We start from the raw sequence: 18091 nt of genomic DNA on the forward strand, positions 1-18091 counted from the left end.
CGGCCCGCCCGGCGGGGAGTCCGCCCGTCCACCTGCCCTGTCCGCCTGCCCCGTCCACCCCATCCGCCGTCCCCCGGGGCGGCCGGGCCGCACAGCGGATCCAGGGGGAACCCCCGGACCGGTGCGTTGCTACCGTGCTCTCCGCGTCACGGCACCAACACAACCGGGGGATGACATGCCACGCAGTACGGCGCTCGCCAAGGGCGCGCGGATCACCGGCGGGCTCTTCTGCCTGCTGTTCTTCCTGTTCAGCGCGTACTGGCTCGCGGTCGACATCGGCCAGTTCGGCATCGCCGGCGTCTGGGACAGCTGGACCGGCGCCCGCGCCCCCGGCACCAACGAGGTCGGCAACCCCGTCCAACTGGGCGTCCTGCTGCTTCAGTTGACGGCCTTCATCGCGGCCTTCGCGGGCCGCCGGGCGGCCGGCGGGCTGCTGGCCGTCGCCACCACCCTCACCTTCGCCACCGCCCTCCAGGCCCTGGTGAGCGTCGGCAACCACACCGCCGACGACCGCTGGTTCCTGCACGCCGACACCGGCACCTCGACCTTCAAGGGCGTCTTCCTCAGCAGCCTGGCGCTGTTCCCGCTGTCCGTGGTCGCCGGCATCGTGCTGCTGGCCGGGATGCGCTCCTGGCCGCGTACGACGCCGAGCCAACCGCCGGTGCGGCCGGCCGCGGCGGCGGGGGTGATCGGCGGCCTGGTGCTCGGCGCGATGGCGCTGGGCTATGCGGTGTGGCAGGTCTACATGCTGGTGCAGGGCGGCAGCACCCCGTTCGCCGTGCTCTACCTGGGCAGGGGCATTCTCACCTCGCTGCTGTCCCTGGCCCCGGGCTGGTACGCGGTCGTCTTCTTCTTCCTGACCGCGATCGCCGGCCTCAACAGCCTGACCCGGGGCACCGCGGCCCGCGGCCTGTCCTTCGGGCTGGCGATCGCGCTGCTGCCCAACGCCGTGCTGACGGTCATCGCGTTCGCCCATCAGGGCATCCTCTTCAAGCTGGACGACACCCTGCCCGGCCTGAGCGTCATTCGCGACGCCCAGCTGCTGCTGGACCTGCTCGGCTCGCTGGCCCTGTGCGCCCTGATGGCGCGCGGAGTGCCGGTCGCCCCCGGCTGGCAGCCGCCGGCCCCGATGGGGTTCGCCGCCCCCGGTTACGTACCGCAGGGCCCCGCCGCGATGCCCCAGGCCGGCTGGCAGCAGCCCGGCCCGCCGCCGATGCCCCCGGTCGGCGGCCCGCCCATGCCGCCCGGCAACCCGCCGCCCCCGCAGGGCGGTTACGGCCCGCCGGCCTACTGACCGGCGGCGGCGCGCCCCGCGCGTGCCGGCGGGGACCGGCGCCGCCGCGGGGCCCGTACGACGGATGCGGTACGGGTCCGACCGGGGCTACTCCCCCGGTAGGGCAGCGGGTTCCGACCGGGGGACGGGGCCCGCGCCGCTGTCCCTCCCTAGGATTCAGGCATGGACCTCCGACTGCGCGGGCGCCGGCTGTACGCCGCCGTGGGCGCGCTGGCCGTACTCATAGGGGGCGGCACCTGGATGGCCGCCGCCTCGGACGCCGCGCCCGCCGTGCACCGCGAGGACCGCTTCCTGACGATGCCCGAGACGCCCGGCAGCAAGAAGGAGGTGCGGATCGACACCTCCTTCTTCACCGCGGGAAACACCAGCGGACGCCGGCCCGCGGTGCTCCTCGGCCACGGCTTCGGCGGCAGCAAGGCCGAGGTCCGCACGGAGGCCGAGCAACTGGCCCGGGACGGCTACGCGGTGCTGACCTGGTCCGCCCGCGGCTTCGGCAGGTCCACCGGCACGATCGGCCTCAACGACCCGAAGGCCGAGGTCGCCGACGTCAGCCGGCTGATCGACTGGCTGGCCCGGCGCCCCGAGGTGCAGCTCGACAAGCCGGGCGACCCCCGAGTGGGCGTCGCCGGAGCCTCGTACGGCGGCGCGGTCGCGCTGCTGGCCGCCGGATACGACCGGCGGGTCGACGCCATCGCCCCGCAGATCACGTACTGGAACCTCGCCGACGCGCTGTTCCCCAACGGGGTGTTCAAGAAGCTGTGGTCCGGGATCTTCTTCACCACGGGGACGGCGGGCTCACCCGCCGGATCCGCGGGCGCGCCCACCGGACCGCCCGCCCCCGCCGCGCCCTCCGGGGACTGCGGCAGGTTCGCGGCCGACCTCTGCGCCATGTACGAGCGGGTCGCGGTCAGCGGCACCCCGGACGCGGCGGCCCGCCGGCTCCTTGAGGCCCGCAGCCCCTCCGCGGTCGGCGACCGCATCAAGGTGCCGACCCTGATCATGCAGGGCCAGACCGACTCGCTGTTCCCGCTCGGCCAGGCCGACGCCATGGAGCAGGCGATCCGCCGGAACGGTGCGCCCGTCGACGTCGACTGGACCGCGGGCGGGCACGACGGCGGGGACCGGGAGACCGCCCGGCTCACGGCCCGTACGCAGGCGTGGTTCGACCGGTATCTGAAGGGCGACGAGGACGCCGCCACCGGGCCCGCCTTCCGGGTCAGCCGCAGTGGGGGAGTGGACTCCACCGACGGCACCGTCCGGCTGCGCGGCGCCGAGGCCGACCGCTACCCGGGCCTCGGCAACGCCCCGCGGCGCATCCCGCTGGCCGGCCGCGAGCAGCGGTTCGCCAACCCGGCCGGCGGCGGACCGCCCGCCATCTCCGCGGTCCCCGGCGTCGGCGCCCTCGGCGGCCTGTCCGCCCTCGGGGCCGGCGGCCTCTCCCTGGACTTCCCCGGCCAGTACGCCCACTTCGACTCGGCGCCGCTGCGCACCCCCGTCCACCTCACCGGCAGCGCCACCGCCACCGTGCGGGTGCGGTCCCATTCCCCGGACGCGGTGTTCTTCGCCAAGCTCTACGACGTCGCCCCGGACGGCCGCCGGCTGACCCTGCCGTCCCAGCTGGTCACCCCGTACCGCATCGAGGGCGCCCAAGAGGGCCGCACCGTGCGGCTCCAACTGCCCGCAGTGGACCATGACTTCCCGGCCGGCCACCGGCTGCGCCTGGTGCTCTCGGCCACCGACCTGGGCTATGCCACACCGGCCGAGCCCGCCACGTACACCGTCTCCCTGGCCGACGGGGCGCTCGGCGTCCCCACCGCGCCCGAGGTGCGCAGCGCCACCGCCCCGCTCCCCGCCTGGATCTGGGGCCTGCCGGCGACCGCCGCGGTGATCGCCGCGCTGCTGCTGCTCACCGCGCGCCGCCGCACCGCGGCGCCCGCCCCCGATCCGGCGCTCGCCGGCGTCCCGCTCCAGATCACCGGTCTGGGCAAGCGCTACGCCAAGTCCGCCGACCGGTATGCCGTACGGGACCTGACCTTCCGTGTGGAGCGCGGACAGGTGCTGGGGCTGCTCGGCCCCAACGGCGCGGGCAAGACCACCACGCTGCGGATGCTGATGGGCCTGATCCGGCCGGACGCCGGCGAGGTCCGGGTCTTCGGCCAGGCGGTCCGGCCGGGCGCGCCGGTGCTGTCGCGGGTCGGCGCGTTCGTCGAGGGCGCCGGCTTCCTGCCGCATCTGACCGGGCGCGCCAACCTCGACCTGTACTGGCAGGCGACCGGCCGCCCGGCCGCCGACGCGCACCTCGACGAGGCGCTGGAGATCGCCGGGCTGGGCGGCGCCCTGGACCGCGCGGTGCGCACCTACTCCCAGGGCATGCGGCAGCGCCTGGCCCTCGCGCAGGCCATGCTGGGCCTGCCGGACCTGCTGATCCTCGACGAGCCGACCAACGGCCTGGACCCGCCGCAGATCCGCGAGATGCGCGAGGTGATGATCCGCTACGCCGCCGCCGGACGCACCGTCATCGTCTCCAGCCATCTGCTGGCCGAGGTCGAGCAGAGCTGCACGCATCTGGTCGTCATGGACCGCGGGCAGCTGGTCCAGGCGGGCCCGGTCGCCGACATCGTCGGCTCCGGGGACACCCTGCTGGTCGGTGTCGCGGACGGTGTGCCGCTCTCCGACGCGCTGGTGGAGAAGGTGGGCGCGCTGCCCGGCGTGGCCTCGGCGGCCCGCGCCGAGGAGGGCCTGCTGGTCCGCCTCGCCGACCCGGCCGGCACCCCCGACCTGCTCGGCGAACTCCTCCGGCTGGACATCCCGGTGCACCGCGTCGGCCCGCACCGCCGCCTGGAGGACGCCTTCCTCACCCTGATCGGAGGTGACGGACGATGACCGCGACCCCTGTGGCGGCGGCGCCCGGCTACCGCGCGCGGCACACCCTCCCGCTGCGCGTGGAGGCGCGGCGCCAGCTCCGGCGGCGCCGCACCCTGGTGATCGCCGCGATCCTGGCGCTGCTGCCGTTCGTCCTGGTCACCGCGTTCGCGATCGGCGGCGAACCGGACAGCCGCAACAACGGGCGGATCAGCCTGATGGCCACCGCCACCGCCTCCGGCGGCAACTTCACGGCCACCGCGCTGTTCGTCTCCGCGGGCTTCCTGCTGGTCGTGCCGGTCGCGCTGTTCTGCGGGGACACCGTCGCCTCGGAGGCGAGCTGGTCCTCGCTGCGCTATCTGCTCGCCGCACCGGTCCCGCGGGCCCGGCTGCTGCTGAGCAAGCTGACGGTGGGGCTGGTCTTCAGCGCCGCCGCGATGGTGCTGCTGCCGCTGGTGGCGCTCGGGGTGGGCACCGCGGCGTACGGCTGGGGGCCGCTGCAACTGCCCACCGGCGGCGCGCTGTCCGCGGGGGACGCGGTGGCGCGGCTGGCGGTGGTGGTCGGCTACATCTTCGTCGGCCAACTGGTCACCGCTGCGCTGGCGTTCTGGCTGTCGACGGTGACCGATGCGCCGCTGGGCGCGGTCGGCGGCGCCGTCGGGCTGACCATCGTCGGCAATGTCCTCGACCAGGTCACCGCGCTGGGGAACTGGCGCGATGTGCTGCCCGCCCACTGGCAGTACTCCTGGGTGGACGCCCTCCAGCCGCAGCTGGAGTGGTCCGGGATGATCCGGGGCGCTTCGGTGTCGGTGGCGTACGCGCTGGTGCTGGTGGCGCTGGCGTTCCGGGGGTTCGCGCGCAAGGACGTGGTGTCGTAGCCGGGGCCCCGGATCGCGGCCGGGGCGGCGAACGGAGCACCGGGTCTCCGACCGCCTCAAGGACCGCGTCGCCCGCACCGAGGGCTACGCCCTGCTGCTCTGCGCCCAGAACACCCCGCGGGCGATCTCCGTGGGGAAACTCCGTGGGGGAAATGGCCACGGCGCAGTCCGCGGGCGTGGGCCGGGCAACCGTCACCACCCACTGGGGCGGCGGGCGCCGCGGCACCTTCACCGCCTACGTGGGCCTGACTCCCGCCCGATCACGCTCCAGGACGTCGACTGCGGGCCGTGAGCCCGCGGCGCACCGGGCGGGTGTGCGCCCGCCGCATGCGAAAGGGGCGGCTACCACGACCGGTCCGGTCGCCGTAGCCGCCCCTCGGCAGGCCGCTGTGCTAGGAGGTCGGCCCCTGCATGTGCGCGCTCACCCACTGCATCGTGCCCATGCCCAGGCCCTGGACGTAGGTCGCACCGCTGTGCGTGCCGTTCGGCACGATCTGGAAGCGCGTCTTCACCGGGCCGTGGCCGTACTGCGCGATGAATTTGCGGACCTTCGGCAGGATGGTGTTCTCCTTGGAGCCGTCCTGGAAGGCGAGGTAGACGTCGGGCCCGCCGCGGGCGATCAGCCGGTGGGCCAGCACCTCGGGGTTGTTCTCCCGCTCCGCGGCGGCGTGGCCGTTCCACAGCGGGGAGTCCGGGACGATGTCCGGGCCGTTGGGGATCGCGACCTTGAAGTCGTTGGGGTTCTGGAGCACGTTCTTCAGCGCCGAGAAGCCACCCGACGAGGAGCCCATGATGCACCAGGCGTTGCGCGTCTTGAGGGTGCGGAAGTTCTCCCGGACGAGCTCGGGCACGTCCTTGCTGAGCCAGGTGCCGATCTTCGGCTGGCCGGGGATGTCACTGCCGTCGTAGTACTGCTTGTCGTTCGGGTTGAGCACCGGCATCACGACGATGAACGGCAGGCTCTTGCCGGCCTTGGACCAGGAGGCGAGGCTCTCCTCAAGCTTGAGGTCGGAACCGATCCAGTAGTTCACCGGGTAGCCGTAGGCGCCGGGCAGGGCCTCCATGACCGGGAAACCCTTGTTGGCGTTCTTCTTGTCGTAGTACTCCGGCGGCGCCCAGACCCATACCTTTCCGGTGAAACCGGACTTCTTGCCGTGATAGGTGGTCACGGCTATTGGAGTGTTGTCGCCGGCCCCGCCGACCTTGCTCGTCTCCTGGAAGTTGATGGGGTGGGTCGGCTGCTGCACGATCCCCTTGCTCGACGGCTCGGTCTGCATGGCAGCGCCCGGCTTCGGCCCGCCAAACCGGACGGGCGTGTTCTGGGAGTCGTCGCTCGAGCCGCAGCCTGCCGTCGTTCCGAGTACGGTCAGGGCGATCAACGCGATCACCGGCTTGAAAAGGGATTTGCGCACGGGGCCTTCTCCTTGGCGGACGGGCCGGGAGATGTCCCGACCGGCCATCAAGAGGGAACGGGAAGGGAACTGGTTTCCCCTCCGGCGTGTCAGCTTGCTCGCACCGTCCCCACCGGAATCCCGGTACCCGCCTCTGACCTGTGGTGTTTACGCTCAGCGGAGATCGGGTTTACCGTGATTTTCCTGGCAGGGGCGCAACTCGGACCGCAGAATGCGTCCCCGCGCGCCCCTCGGGCCCACCCGGGGGACCCTCATGCACCGCCGGCTCACCTCCGTACGCACCCCCGGCCGGGTGGAAAAACCCCGACGCCGGAACACCCCGTCACCCCAGGTCCCGGACCGTATCCTCAACGCCATGACCTGGTCGCGTGCGCTGAAGGAGGCCGCCCGCTCCGGGCTGACCGTCGAGCGGGCCAAGCTCACCCCGCTGCTCGCCGTCCGCGGCACGGCCGGCGTCGCCGTCGTCATCGGCCTGTGCCTGTGGCGCGGCAGCCCGGAACTGGCGGTCTCCTCCGCCTTCGGTGCGTTCTCCTCCGGCATCGTCACCTTCCAACGCAGTATGAGGCCCCGACCGGTCCTTGCGCTCGCCGTCGCCGGAGCGCTGGCGGTCTCCACCTTCTTCGGGTATCTTGCCGCCTCCCACGTCGTCGCCTTCGTCCTGCTGCTCACCGGCTGGACGCTGTTGGCCGGCATGGCGTGGGCGATCGGCCCGGTCTCCGGACTGGCCGGCACCCAGACCGTGGCGATCATGCTGGTCACCGTCACCCTCCCGACCTCCGTCCCGGGCGCCCTCCAGCACGCCGCCCTGATCTTCTTCGGCGGCCTCGTCCAGGCCGCCCTCATCGTCGCCTTCCCGGTACGCCCCTGGGGCACCCAGCGCGACGCGCTCGCCGACGCGCTCGCCGCCGAGGCCGACTACGCCCGCCGGCTGCGGCACGACCCGGTGGCCCCCTTCGACCCCGCGCCCCTCATGGACGCCCGGCTCGCCTCCACCGTGACGCCCCGTCAGGCCAGGCGCCGCCCCGTACAGCTGCACGGCCCCCGCGGCCTTGCCGAACGCGTCCGCCCGGTCCTCGCCTCGCTCGCCGACCCGGTCGTCGGCGCCCCCCTGGAAGGACCCGAACGCGACCGCGCCCGCGACCTGTTGGGCGCCGCCGCGACCGTCCTGGACGCCGTCGCGCACGCGGTCCGGCACGCCCGGCCGGTCCGGCTGCCGCCCGAGGCGATGGCCGCCCTCGAAGTGCCGGCCACCGGCCCGATGCTCAACGGCCCCGCCCGCCGCGCCGCCTACCGCCTGATCTCCCTCCTGGCCGACGCCGTCGAACTCACCGACGAGCCCGTCCAGGCCACCCGCCCCACCACCGAAGCCGAACGCGGCCACCTGCTGCGCCCCAGCGTCCCCAGGCTCGTCCCCGTCGCCCTGCGGGCCCTGCACCGCGAGGCGCGCTGGTCCTCGCGCATCTTCCGGCACGCACTGCGGGTCGCCGCGGTCGCCGCCGCCGGCTATCTGCTGGGCACCGCCCTCCCGTTCGGCCACGGCTACTGGGCCCCGCTCACCTCCGTCATGGTGATGCGCCCCGACTTCGCCCAGACCTACTCCCGCGGCTTCGCCCGCTTCGGCGGCACCCTCGTCGGCGTCTCCGTCGGCGGCGCCCTGATGGCGCTCACCCACCCCGACGCCTACGTCAGCGCCGCCCTCGCCGTGTTCTGCGTGTTCCTGATGTACCTGCTGATGCGCACCGGCTTCTCGGTGACCTCGGCCTGCGTCGCCGCGTATGTCGTCTTCCTGCTCGGCATCATCGGCGAGGGCTGGCAGCAGACCGTCGAGGGACGCATCGTGCTCACCCTCATCGGCGGACTGCTCGCGATGCTCTCGTACGCCCTCTTCCCGGCCTGGGAGACCCCCAGGCTCCGCGACCGCCTCGCCGACTGGCTGGTCACCAACGGCCGTTACGCCCGCGCCGTCTTCGACGGCCACGCCCGGCCCGCCGAGCGCCGCCCCCGGCAGGTCCGCGAGGCTCTCCTGGACGCCCGCGCCGCCCGCGCCGCCTGGGAGGAGAGCGCGGCCCGCGCCGAGAAGGAGCCGGTACGCCACCGCGGCCTCTCGCTCCGCGCGGCGAACGCCGCCAGCGCCGCGCTCGCCACGATGGGCCGGGTCACGATGATCGGAGAGGCCCACCTCCCCGGCAAGGACGCCGAACCCTCGCCCGGCGCCGCCGCGTTCGCCGCCGCGCTGCCCCCCGCCCTGGAGAGCGCCGCCCGGGCGGTACGCGACGGCGCCCCGCTCGACTGGAGCGGACCGCACGCCGTCTGGGAGCGGTGGAACGCCGAGGGCGGCCACGAAGGCGTCGCCGTACGCGCCGCCGAACTGCTCCTGGACGCCCTCGACGACCTGGCCGAGGCGCTCTCCGGCGGTCCCGGCGGCGCGCACGGTGCGGCCCGCGCCGCCCCCGACGGCGACCTGAGCTGACCCGCCGCGACAGCTTCACCACGCCCCCGCAGGAACCATTCACCGTCCCCAGTAGTCTAGATAATTGCCCGTAATGAGCGTCTTTGTTAGGTCGGCGTCCTTGTCAGGCCGATGACGCTGTCTGCGGCGCAACGTCCTCCCGAGAGAGAGCAAGCGAACTCCCCATGGCGTCCAGCACTTCGTCCGGTACGTACGACATAGGCATCGACCTCGGCACCGCCAACACCCTCGTCTACGCCCGCGGCAAGGGCGTGGTGCTGAACGAACCGTCCGTGGTGGCCGTCAACGCCACCGGCGAGATCATCGCCGTCGGCTCCGAGGCCAAACGCACCATCGGCCGCACGCCCTCCGGGATCACCGCGATGCGCCCCCTGAGGGAAGGCGTCATAGCGGACTTCGACGCCGCCGAGCAGATGCTGCGTGCCCTGATGAAGAAGGCCCTGCCCAGCCGCCGCTTCTCCCGGCCCCGAGTCGTCATCTGCGTCCCCTCCGGCATCACGGGCGTCGAACGGCGCGCGGTCATCGACTCGGCGCGCGGCGCTGGCGCCCGCGAAGTCCACCTCATAGAGGAGCCGATGGCCGCCGCGATCGGCGCGGGCCTCCCCGTGGACGAACCCGTCGGCTGCATGGTGGTCGACATCGGCGGCGGCACCACGGAGGTCGCGGTCATCTCCATGGGCGGCCTGGTCACCGCCCAGTCCGTACGGGTCGCCGGGGACGCGATGGACGCCGCGATCTCCGGTCACATCAAGAAGCAGCACTCCCTCGCCATCGGCGAGCGCACCGCCGAGGACATCAAGATCGCCATCGGTTCGGCGGCCTGGGCGCCGACGGACGGCCACGCCGAGGCTGCCGCCGCGTATCCGGAAGACGCCGCGGACGCCGACGGGCCGGACGGCAATCCGGAGGCCGCACCGGCTCGCCCCACCTCCTACACGGTCCGCGGTCGCGACCACCTCAGCGGCCTGCCCCGCATCCAGGAGATCACCGCCGAGGAGATCCGCGACGCGCTGGCCGACCCGGTCGACGCCATCGTCCGTGCCGTCCACCGCACCCTCGACGAATGCCCGCCGGAACTCTCCGGCGACATCATCGAACGCGGCATCGCCCTCACCGGCGGCGGTGCGCTCCTCCGCGGCCTCGACCGCCGGCTCCGCCTGGAGACGGGTGTCCCGGTGGTGGTCGCCGACGCGCCCCTGGACTGCGTGGTCAACGGCACCGCCAAGTGCGTCGACGAATTCGCCACCCTGCACGGCCTCCTGACGGGCGCCATGGACCAGCCCCGGAAGACCGTGCGGCTGTAGTACGGCGGTTGACGGGGCTGCTACAGGGGAGCCGGTCGCCGGAAGCCGGAAGCCGGAAGCCGGAAGCCGGAAGCCGGAAGCCGGAAGGCGGCCGTAGTGGGACGGCCGTAGCGGGACGGCCGCCGCGAGCCAGCCGGTAGGGCCGGCGGCGCCTTCCCACCCGTTTCCGTGCGGTGGGGGCCGGGATCGTGCGGGCGCGGCGGCGGGCGCGCCCTACTCGGCCCCCGCCGCCCCGCCGCGCCGCGGCATGTACGCCGCCAGCCCGTCCAGGATCCGCTCCAGCCCGAACTCCCACGCCTGATCGCGGGACGCACCGGTCTCCGTGGACGCCATCGCCGCCGCCACCGCCGGGAACTGCTCGGACCGCCCGACGAGCAACTCGTTCAGCGCCGCGCTCATCACGGCCTCCGGCTCCTTCGCCCGGGCGCTGCCCAGGCCCATCGAGGCCGACACCTGGGCGATGTTCCGGATGTGCCCGCTGACCAGTACCACGGCATCCAGCTGCTCACCCCCGGTCAGCCCGGTCTCCGCAAGCGCGGCCAGCGCGCGCTCCGTCCAGCCCAGCTCGTTGGGCCCCATGACGCGCGGCCCGACAGCGGCGTTCAGCAGCCACGGGTGCCGGTGGAAGACCCTGGCAAGCGCCTCGGCCCACTCCCGCAGCGCCCCCCGCCAGTCGCCGGCCGCGGCAGCCGCCGGCCGCGGCGGTTCCCCCATCGCCATGTCGATCATGAGCGCGACCAGCTCCGTCTTGCCCGGGACGTACCGGTACAAGGACATCTTGGTGAAGTCCAGCTCCGCCGCGACCCGTTGCATGGACAGCGCACCGAGCCCCCCGGCATCGGCGAGCGCGATGGCCGCCCGCGTGATCCGCTCCAGGCTCAGCGCCGGTTTGGGGCCGCGGCTCGGCCGCTCCCGCCCGCCCCACAGCAGCTCGACGCTGCCTGCCTGCTCCCCGAACGCACTGCTCTTCTCGTCTCCAGCCACCCTCGAATCCTAAAACTGTGTCCACCTGTATACTTTTCTGTGTCCAGCGGATACAGTTTCTATGTCGCCATGACGGACCGACCCGACGGGGGAGCATGCAATGACGTACGAAGCAACGACCACGACCACGAGCGCGACCACGAGCGCGACCACGAGCGCCGCGACCGGCGCCGCGACCGGCGCCGCGACCGGCGGCGGGACCGCACCCACGGTGCTGATCTCCGGCGCCAGCGTCGCCGGCCCGGCCCTCGCCTACTGGCTCGCCCGGTACGGCTACCGCCCCACCGTGATCGAGCTGGCCCCCGCCCTCCGCGGCGGCGGCTTCGCGGTGGACTTCCGCGGCTCCGCCCATCTGACGGTGCTGGAGCGGATGGGTGTCCTCGACAAGATCAAGCAGCGCCGCACCGGCGGCAGCCCGATGACCTTCATCGATGACCAGGGGCGCCAACTGGCGGCCATGCCTGCGGAGTTCGCCGCCGGCGAGGTGGAAATCCTCCGCTCCGAACTCTCCCGCATCCTCTACGCCCACTCCCGCCCCACCCCCGAAGGCGCCACCGGGGATCCCGGAGCCCCCGAAGCAACCAGCAAGCCGGACACATCCGCCACATCCGGCACCACCGCATACCTCTTCGGCGACTCCATCCGCTCCCTCACCGAAACCGCCGACGGCGTCCACGTCACCTTCGAGCGCGGCGCGCCCCGCACCTTCGACCTCGTCATCGGTGCCGACGGCCTGCACTCCACCGTGCGCCGGCTCGCCTTCGGCCCCGAGGAGGAATTCGTCAGCCACCTCGGCTACTACGTCGCCGGCTGGGACCTGCCCCCCGGCGCCGCCCCGGACCTCGCCGCCCGCCCGGTGGGCTACGGCGAACCGGGCCGGCTGGCAACCGTGGGCCGAGTGCCCCGCCGCGCCGGCGAACCGGGGTACCGGGGCGAGACCTTCTGCGTCTTCGCTTCCGAGGGGCTGAGCTACGACCGACGCGACCCGCGGTCCCAGAAGGAGGCGATACTCCAGGCGTACAAGGGAGCGGGCTGGCGGACCCCGGAACTGATCGAGACCGTCCGGGATGCCGACGAGCTCTACTTCGACGCCATCAGCCGTGTCGATGTGCCGAGTTGGTCGACCGGCCGGATAGCCCTCCTCGGCGATGCGGCCTACGGCGCCACGGTCGGCGGCATGGGCACCGGATCGGCCATCGTCGGTGCCTATGTCCTCGCCGGCGAACTGGCCGCGGCCAACGGCGACCACCGGCAGGCCTTCACCCGCTACGAGCAGAAGCTGCGGCCCTATGTGACGCAGTGCCAGGAAGGCGGCCGGGGAACCGGCGAATTCCTGGCTCCGGCCACCCAGGAGGCGATGGACGCCCGCAACGCCGTGCTCAACGACCCGGCCGCCCTCACCGCCATGCTGGGACAGGCCCACGAGATATCCGCGAACATCACACTCGACGACTACGCCCACCCGTCCTCCACGTCCACGCACCCAACTGCTCCGGCCGGGGCGCGAACGGGTCGGAGCCAGGCCCGTCCGTAGCACCAGCCGGAACGGCCCGGCCGGAGTGCCCCGCCCCGCACTGCCCGGATCGAACTGCCCGTCCCGAACTGCCCGGTCGGACGGCCCGGCCGGGGCATTCGGCCCGTCGTGGCGGAACGCTGTCCCGTATGCGGAGCGACGGGTGCGGCGCTGCTGCCCGGTGCGCGCCCCGCGCCGGGGCCGTGAAATCCAACCGAGTACTTTCCGGGCGCCGTTGTGACCCGATTACCTCTGGTCGGGCCGTGCCGGCGGACGTTACGTTTCCTGGCCTGCGGGAAATCCCGCAGGAATCCGAGGCGGAAGGAGAACCGAACGGCCTGGCCCCCGTGTACCGGGCGCACATCTGCCGTCCCGGAAGGCGCAGTAAGGCAGCCCGACTCGCCTTTCGGCACCGTCTGTTCCTCTCGTTTCCTCTCGCTTCCTCTCGTTGCTTCCCGTGCTTCTGCTGGTGCACCCGTCGGCGAACAAAAGGACGTCCGGACATATGGCGACCATGCATGTCAGTTCAGCGGTGATGACGCATCCGCGGCGCAGGGAGCGTGCCGAGGGGCTGGCGCGCCGGCTCGGCCTCGACACCGTGGTGGTGGACCCCTCGCCGCATGAGGCGCCCTCGGCGCTGCGTACGGCCGTGTGTGCGTGGCAGGCGGTCGCCCCGGGAGCCACGCACCACCTGGTGGTCCAGGACGACGTGAGCGCGGCGGCGGGATTCCTGTCCCAGGTGGCCCGCGCGGTGGCGAGGCATCCCTCCGAGGCCCTCGCCTTCTACACGCACTGGAACTCGCGCAACGGAGCGGCGGTCCGGTTGGCCGCCCTGGCAGGGGCCGCCTGGGTCCGCGGGGTCCCGGAGGAGTTCACCCCTACACAGGCGGTCTGCCTGCCCGCCGCGCAGGCCGGGGCATTCCACCGGTACGCCGGCGGGAGCGGGGAAGTCCACGACGACGAGATCCTCTCCGAACTCCTGCGCAGGACGGGGCGGATGGGGCTGCTGGCGGTGCCCAACGTCGTGGAGCACCTCGACACCGACAGCATCTCCGGCCATGCCTGGCACGGTCTGCGGCGCTCGGCATGCCTCGTGAACGCCGCCGGGGTCGGTGACCTGCTCGGCTCAGGGCGCGTCCTCGAATCCGTGGACTGCCTGCCCTACATGCGGCGCGGCGCGGCACACCTGAGGGTGGAGGGGCCGGACGGAGCCCTCGGCACCCGCGGGCACGCCCTGTGGCGCGACGCCCTCCCCACCGCCGGTCTCGACCCGGACGAGGTGCTGGAGCTGGTCCGCGGCCACCGCCCGGCGGATGCCGCAGCGGCCGTGGCGCGGCACTTCGGCTCCCCGTACGCGGACGAACTGTGGATCCACTGCCTCCTTCTGGGGTGGCGTGCCGCGTCCCTCGCACCGCAGTTCGCCCCGCCCGCCGGGCAGGACCCGTTCGGCGGGCTCGGCGAACGCATCAGGGCGACCGCGGTGTCCACCATCGGCGTGGGCGGCCTGCCGCCGGCCGTCCGGCACCGCGTCTCGGCGGACCGGTTTCGGCTGATGGCGGAGTACGCCTGGACGGGGGTGCGGGCCGGCCGCACCCTGGCGGCGCCTGCGGAGGCCGGTCACTCCACCTCTCGGCCGTGATCCCGGCGGGCCGCCAGATCCTCCTCGATCATGGCGTCCGCCCCCGCCGCGGTCCGCCGGGCGTAGAGAGCGTCGTTCGCCTTCCACTCCGGCGATTCTCCGGACGGCTCACTGAACGGCAAGGGGTGCTCGAAGTGCAGGCAGGCGAGGGAGGGTTCGGCCCGCCACCCCCGTACGACCCGATCGCGTGCAGCGGCCTTCACGAGCAGATCGTCGTCCTCTCTTCCCCAGCCGAAATACCGCGGGCAGTAGCCCCCCACCTCCAGGAAGGTCCGGCGGGCCAGCAGCAGCGCGCCCCAGTGGTACGGCGCCCGCCACTGGTAGTCGTCGTGCGTGCCCGGAGCCAGCCCGGCGGCCGGCGGGAAGACCAGCGGGGTCGGGTACCGCTGTGTGCCGTAGGACCGCTCCTCCCAGAGGAGCCGTTCGTCGTCGCACTGCCGCAACGAGCCGTCGGAGCCGGCCCGTACGAAGCAGAACGGGTCGGTTCCCGTCGGCCGGCAGTCCACCGGTCCGTGCGGGCCCCCTTCCCGCAGACCGCCCAGCAGCCGGTGCATCCACGGCTGGGCGAAGGCCCGGCCTGCCGTGGCCAGCCGCAGGGCCCGGCGCAGATAGTCGCGGCCCAGCGGAGCGATATCGGCGTCGGAGAGGTAGAGCATGGGCGAACGCGCCTGTGCGGCACCGGCGTTGCGCAGCAGCCCCGGCGCTGCGAGGCGTGCGTCGGCGCGCACCACGCGTACTCTGCGGTGCGCGTCGCGATCCTCGGCGACCGTGACCGGGATGTCGCCCGCGGTGGCCACGACGACCTCGCACGGCACGTCCTGGGCCAGCCATGCCGCGGTGACCGCGAGGAGGCTGTCGCGGCCTTCGTGTGTCCCGTACAGCGGAATGACCACCGTCACGTCAGGCATGCGCGATCTCCCTGGAATCGGAGTCGTGACCAGGCATCGAGGATCTTCCGGTAGTGGTCCGACTGCCATTGGACGACGCTGTGCAGGTTCTCCCCCGGCCGCGCTCCGAGCAGCAGTTCGCGGAGCAGCCGGATCTCGGTCGCCAGCATGAAGAGGTAGACGGCCCGCTCGTTCACGGTGCGCCCGGCGCGGCGGCGGTAGCCGGCCACCGCGGACGCGAGCGCCGCGACGCCGTCGATACCGTCGTCCTCGTGTTGCGCGAACGCGGACAGGCCGAGGCATCCCAGGTCGTGTTCCACGGGCCCCACGGATGCCGCCTCCAGGTCCAGGACGGCGATCAGCTTCCGACTGGCCGGATCGACACGGAGGTTCGGCAGCCCCGGATCACCGTGCAGCAGCTGCCGCGGCGCCGACCTCAGGCACGCCAGGCCCTCTTCGACCGCCCGCAGGCCGAGGGTGAGGCGGTCCCGGTCCTCCGGCGCCAGGCCCGGCAGCTCCGCGGGCCCGGGGAGGCCGCGGGCCACCAGCGCGGCGGCGAGGTCGACCGGGCCCGGGGTCCGCACGGCGGCGTGCGGACCCATCCCGGCCAGGAGGACGTGCAGCGCGGCAAGGCCCTCGCCGGCCCGCGGGTAGTCGGCCTCGTGGAATCCGGCAGGGGTCTCACCGGCGAGCTCCTCCGTCAGCCGCCATACGTGGCCCCGCGCCTCGGCGCACAGTCCTCCCGCCGACGTGGGAACGGCGACCGGCGCCCGCACCCCGGACGTCCCGGCGCAGTGATTGAGCCGCCCGAACAACTCGGTCTCCCGCCGGAACGCGGCGCCTTCCGCCACCGGGCGGCAGGTGAGCCAGCAGCCGCCGACCCGCCACGTGTGGTTCCAGCCCGTGGTCGAGGCGACCGGCACGGCCCGCAGCCCCCACTCCCGGTGGAGGACCTCGGCCGCCGTCACCTCCCAGCGCCGCGCCTCGGCGGCACTCGGCACCAGCATCGCCCGCCTCCCTCGCTCGTTGTCCCCGCGCACACGCCCCCGCGCACAGCACCGCACGGTGCCGCACATGCCGTGCGTATCAGCAGCGCACGGCGGCGGCCACCGGCGAGACCCGGGTGGCCGCCGCCGAGGTGCCTCAGGCGCGCCGGACCACGTACGGCGGGATCGCCAGCAGGTCGATGTCCGCGCATCCGGCCATCAGGTCGAGGGCCTGGTCCGGGCCGAGGGCCATGGGTTCCCCCTTGGTGTTGAGCGAGGTGTTGATGACCGCGGGGAGCCCCGTCTCCTCGCCGACCGCGGCGAGCAGGGCGCCGAAGCCGTCGTCGGCGTCAGGGACGTACTGCGCCCGGGTCGTGTGGTCGACGTGGACGCCGGCCACCGCTCGGGCGACGCCCGCTTCGCCGACGCGGTGGGTGCAGAGCATGTAGTCGCTCAGGCCGCTCACCGGTGGCTCCATGCCCAGCTGCTCGAAGCCCTGCCCGGTGAGCGACAGCGCGGCCGGGCGCCAGGGCTGACGGCTCTTCACACGGTTCAGCCGGTCGAGCGTGGCCCGGTCGCGAGGCGACGCGAGCAGGCTGCGGGCCCCCAGCGCCCGCGGGCCGAACTCGTTGCGGCCGTCGAACCAGGCCACCACCTGCCCGCGGTCGACGGCCCCGGCGACCTCCGCCCGCAAGGCCCCCGGTTCCCGCGCCTGTGCCGTCATGCCGCTCCGGACCAGCGCCTCCTCGATCGCCTTCGTGGACACGTCCGGCCCGAAGAAGATCGGCGGCTCCTCGTCGGCGGACAGCGGCTCGGGAGCCTTCCCCAGCAGGGCCTCGGCCAGCATCGCCGCGCCGAAGACCGTCCCGCCGTCGTTGGGCGCGACGGTGCCCGAGACGCGCCCGTACCCGCTCTCGCGGGCCAGCCGGCGGTTCATGTGCGCGTTGAGCGCGACGCCACCGGACAGCAGGAGCGTTTCCTCACCGGACAGCCGGCGCAGCCTTCCGGCCAGGTCCAGGCCGAGTTCCTCGACCGTGAGCTGCACATCGGCGGCGAACGGCGCGTAGTCGAAGGCGTTACCCGAGGAGTCCGTGTGCGGGAAGCAGCTCGCCGCGAAGGTCTCCAGCCACTGGTCTCCCAGACGGCCCCAGTCACGCGCCGTCGCCAGCGAGCCCTTGAGCCGGCGGTCCAGGCGGAACGAGGCGTCCGCGGGGTCGAACGTCATGAAGCGCAGATCGCTGGTGCGCCCGTAGGAGCTGAGCCCCATCAGCTTGCCCGCGCCCCACCAGCCGAGGTTGGCGTAGGCGGATGCGGCCCCGTAGAACACGCCGAGCGACCAGCACCGGTCGTACCGCTCCAGCAGGCGGAACCGGCCGTCCTGCACGTGGAACAGCGAGGTCGACCCGTCCCCGCCCCACCCGTCGGCCACCAGGATGTCGGCCGACCGGTACGGGTTGAGGTAGTACGCCTGCGCCGCGTGGCACAGGTGGTGGTCGAAGAAGACGATGTCCCGCGTGCCGAGTTCACCGGCGAGCCCGGGCAGGATGGTCTCCGTCAGCCGGTCGCTGACGTGCACCCCGCAGGGGATGTCGGTCTCCGGCGTCAGCGCGCCCTCCGGCGCGTCGGCCCATGCGTAGCCGATGGCCTGGACCTCCGAGGGGTGGATGCCGTGGGCATCCAGCAGGGCCCTGACCGCACCCTCCGGACCCTCGCCCTCCGCATGCCGCCGGCGGCTGATCCGCTCCTGCTCCAGTGCCCCGACCACTTTGCCGTCGATGACCAGACATGCCGCGGCATCGTGGCACTGCGGTACGTCGGGGCGGCCCACCAAACCGAGAACTATCACGTACGCCTCCGGTCGC

Annotated in this window: 12 protein-coding genes; 7 read left to right on the top strand and 5 right to left on the bottom strand. The window is 73.4% G+C overall.

The genetic code is table 11. The features are described 5' to 3' along the window. The first annotated feature begins 175 nt into the window (after positions 1–175). The 3 genes from IEZ17_RS09345 (at position 176) to IEZ17_RS09355 (ending at position 5034) form a co-directional block, all read left to right on the top strand. Positions 176–1294 carry a hypothetical protein gene (locus tag IEZ17_RS09345; protein WP_189298435.1) on the top strand — a complete coding sequence of 373 codons (1119 nt, stop codon included), beginning with the start codon at positions 176–178 and terminating at the stop codon, positions 1292–1294. Between the two features lie 162 nt (positions 1295–1456). Further along, positions 1457–4177 (top strand): alpha/beta fold hydrolase, encoded by a 2721-nt coding sequence (locus IEZ17_RS09350; RefSeq protein ID WP_189298437.1) that lies wholly within the window; start codon positions 1457–1459, stop codon positions 4175–4177. Further along, positions 4174–5034: an ABC transporter permease gene (locus tag IEZ17_RS09355; protein WP_189298439.1), complete on the top strand. Its 861-nt coding sequence runs from the start codon at positions 4174–4176 to the stop codon at positions 5032–5034. The genes IEZ17_RS09350 and IEZ17_RS09355 overlap by 4 nt, the downstream gene beginning before the upstream one ends. A gap of 392 nt (positions 5035–5426) precedes the next feature. On the opposite strand, the gene IEZ17_RS09360 is transcribed toward IEZ17_RS09355, so the two are convergent. After that, positions 5427–6446 carry an alpha/beta hydrolase gene (locus IEZ17_RS09360; protein WP_189298442.1) on the bottom strand — a complete coding sequence of 340 codons (1020 nt, stop codon included), beginning with the start codon at positions 6444–6446 and terminating at the stop codon, positions 5427–5429. A 355-nt stretch (positions 6447–6801) separates the two neighbouring features. Here IEZ17_RS09360 and IEZ17_RS09365 point away from each other — a divergent pair, with 355 nt between their 5' ends. Beyond that, positions 6802–8916: an FUSC family protein gene (locus IEZ17_RS09365; protein ID WP_189298444.1), complete on the top strand. Its 2115-nt coding sequence runs from the start codon at positions 6802–6804 to the stop codon at positions 8914–8916. 164 nt (positions 8917–9080) lie between these two features. Beyond that, a complete protein-coding gene (locus IEZ17_RS09370; protein WP_189298446.1) occupies positions 9081–10220 on the top strand; it encodes a rod shape-determining protein in 1140 nt (379 codons plus the stop codon). Between the two features lie 213 nt (positions 10221–10433). Here the strand turns inward: IEZ17_RS09370 and IEZ17_RS09375 are convergent, their stop codons facing one another. Next, positions 10434–11204 (bottom strand): TetR/AcrR family transcriptional regulator, encoded by a 771-nt coding sequence (locus IEZ17_RS09375; RefSeq protein WP_189298448.1) that lies wholly within the window; start codon positions 11202–11204, stop codon positions 10434–10436. A 211-nt stretch (positions 11205–11415) separates the two neighbouring features. Between IEZ17_RS09375 and IEZ17_RS09380 the strand changes: the two genes are divergently transcribed. Continuing rightward, complete coding sequence (locus IEZ17_RS09380) at positions 11416–12738, top strand: Rossmann-fold NAD(P)-binding domain-containing protein (protein WP_229852128.1); 1323 nt, start codon at positions 11416–11418, stop codon at positions 12736–12738. 484 nt (positions 12739–13222) lie between these two features. Next, positions 13223–14356 (top strand): hypothetical protein, encoded by a 1134-nt coding sequence (locus IEZ17_RS09385; RefSeq protein WP_189298452.1) that lies wholly within the window; start codon positions 13223–13225, stop codon positions 14354–14356. Here the strand turns inward: IEZ17_RS09385 and IEZ17_RS09390 are convergent. From IEZ17_RS09390 to IEZ17_RS09400, 3 genes are all read right to left on the bottom strand, one after another. Then, positions 14335–15264 (bottom strand): glycosyltransferase family 2 protein, encoded by a 930-nt coding sequence (locus IEZ17_RS09390; RefSeq protein ID WP_229852101.1) that lies wholly within the window; start codon positions 15262–15264, stop codon positions 14335–14337. The genes IEZ17_RS09385 and IEZ17_RS09390 overlap by 22 nt on opposite strands. After that, on the bottom strand, positions 15252–16250 hold the full coding sequence (locus IEZ17_RS09395; protein WP_189298455.1) for a phosphotransferase: 999 nt from the start codon (positions 16248–16250) through the stop codon (positions 15252–15254). Before IEZ17_RS09395 ends, IEZ17_RS09390 begins: the two co-directional genes overlap by 13 nt. A gap of 136 nt (positions 16251–16386) precedes the next feature. Then, a complete protein-coding gene (locus tag IEZ17_RS09400; RefSeq protein ID WP_189298456.1) occupies positions 16387–18075 on the bottom strand; it encodes a carbamoyltransferase C-terminal domain-containing protein in 1689 nt (562 codons plus the stop codon). Between the last annotated feature and the right edge of the window lie 16 nt (positions 18076–18091).

This window comes from Streptomyces albospinus (genome assembly GCF_014648695.1).
Lineage (GTDB): Bacteria > Actinomycetota > Actinomycetes > Streptomycetales > Streptomycetaceae > Streptomyces > Streptomyces albospinus.

What these genes read in the sequence shown, in the direction of transcription:
- IEZ17_RS09395 (WP_189298455.1), bottom strand. Translation starts at nt 16,250, where the DNA reads ATGCTGGTGCCGAGTGCCGCCGAGGCGCGGCGCTGGGAGGTGACGGCG.
- IEZ17_RS09365 (WP_189298444.1), top strand. Translation starts at nt 6,802, where the DNA reads ATGACCTGGTCGCGTGCGCTGAAGGAGGCCGCCCGCTCCGGGCTGACC.
- IEZ17_RS09390 (WP_229852101.1), bottom strand. Translation starts at nt 15,264, where the DNA reads ATGCCTGACGTGACGGTGGTCATTCCGCTGTACGGGACACACGAAGGC.
- IEZ17_RS09355 (WP_189298439.1), top strand. Translation starts at nt 4,174, where the DNA reads ATGACCGCGACCCCTGTGGCGGCGGCGCCCGGCTACCGCGCGCGGCAC.
- IEZ17_RS09385 (WP_189298452.1), top strand. Translation starts at nt 13,223, where the DNA reads ATGGCGACCATGCATGTCAGTTCAGCGGTGATGACGCATCCGCGGCGC.
- IEZ17_RS09350 (WP_189298437.1), top strand. Translation starts at nt 1,457, where the DNA reads ATGGACCTCCGACTGCGCGGGCGCCGGCTGTACGCCGCCGTGGGCGCG.
- IEZ17_RS09345 (WP_189298435.1), top strand. Translation starts at nt 176, where the DNA reads ATGCCACGCAGTACGGCGCTCGCCAAGGGCGCGCGGATCACCGGCGGG.
- IEZ17_RS09370 (WP_189298446.1), top strand. Translation starts at nt 9,081, where the DNA reads ATGGCGTCCAGCACTTCGTCCGGTACGTACGACATAGGCATCGACCTC.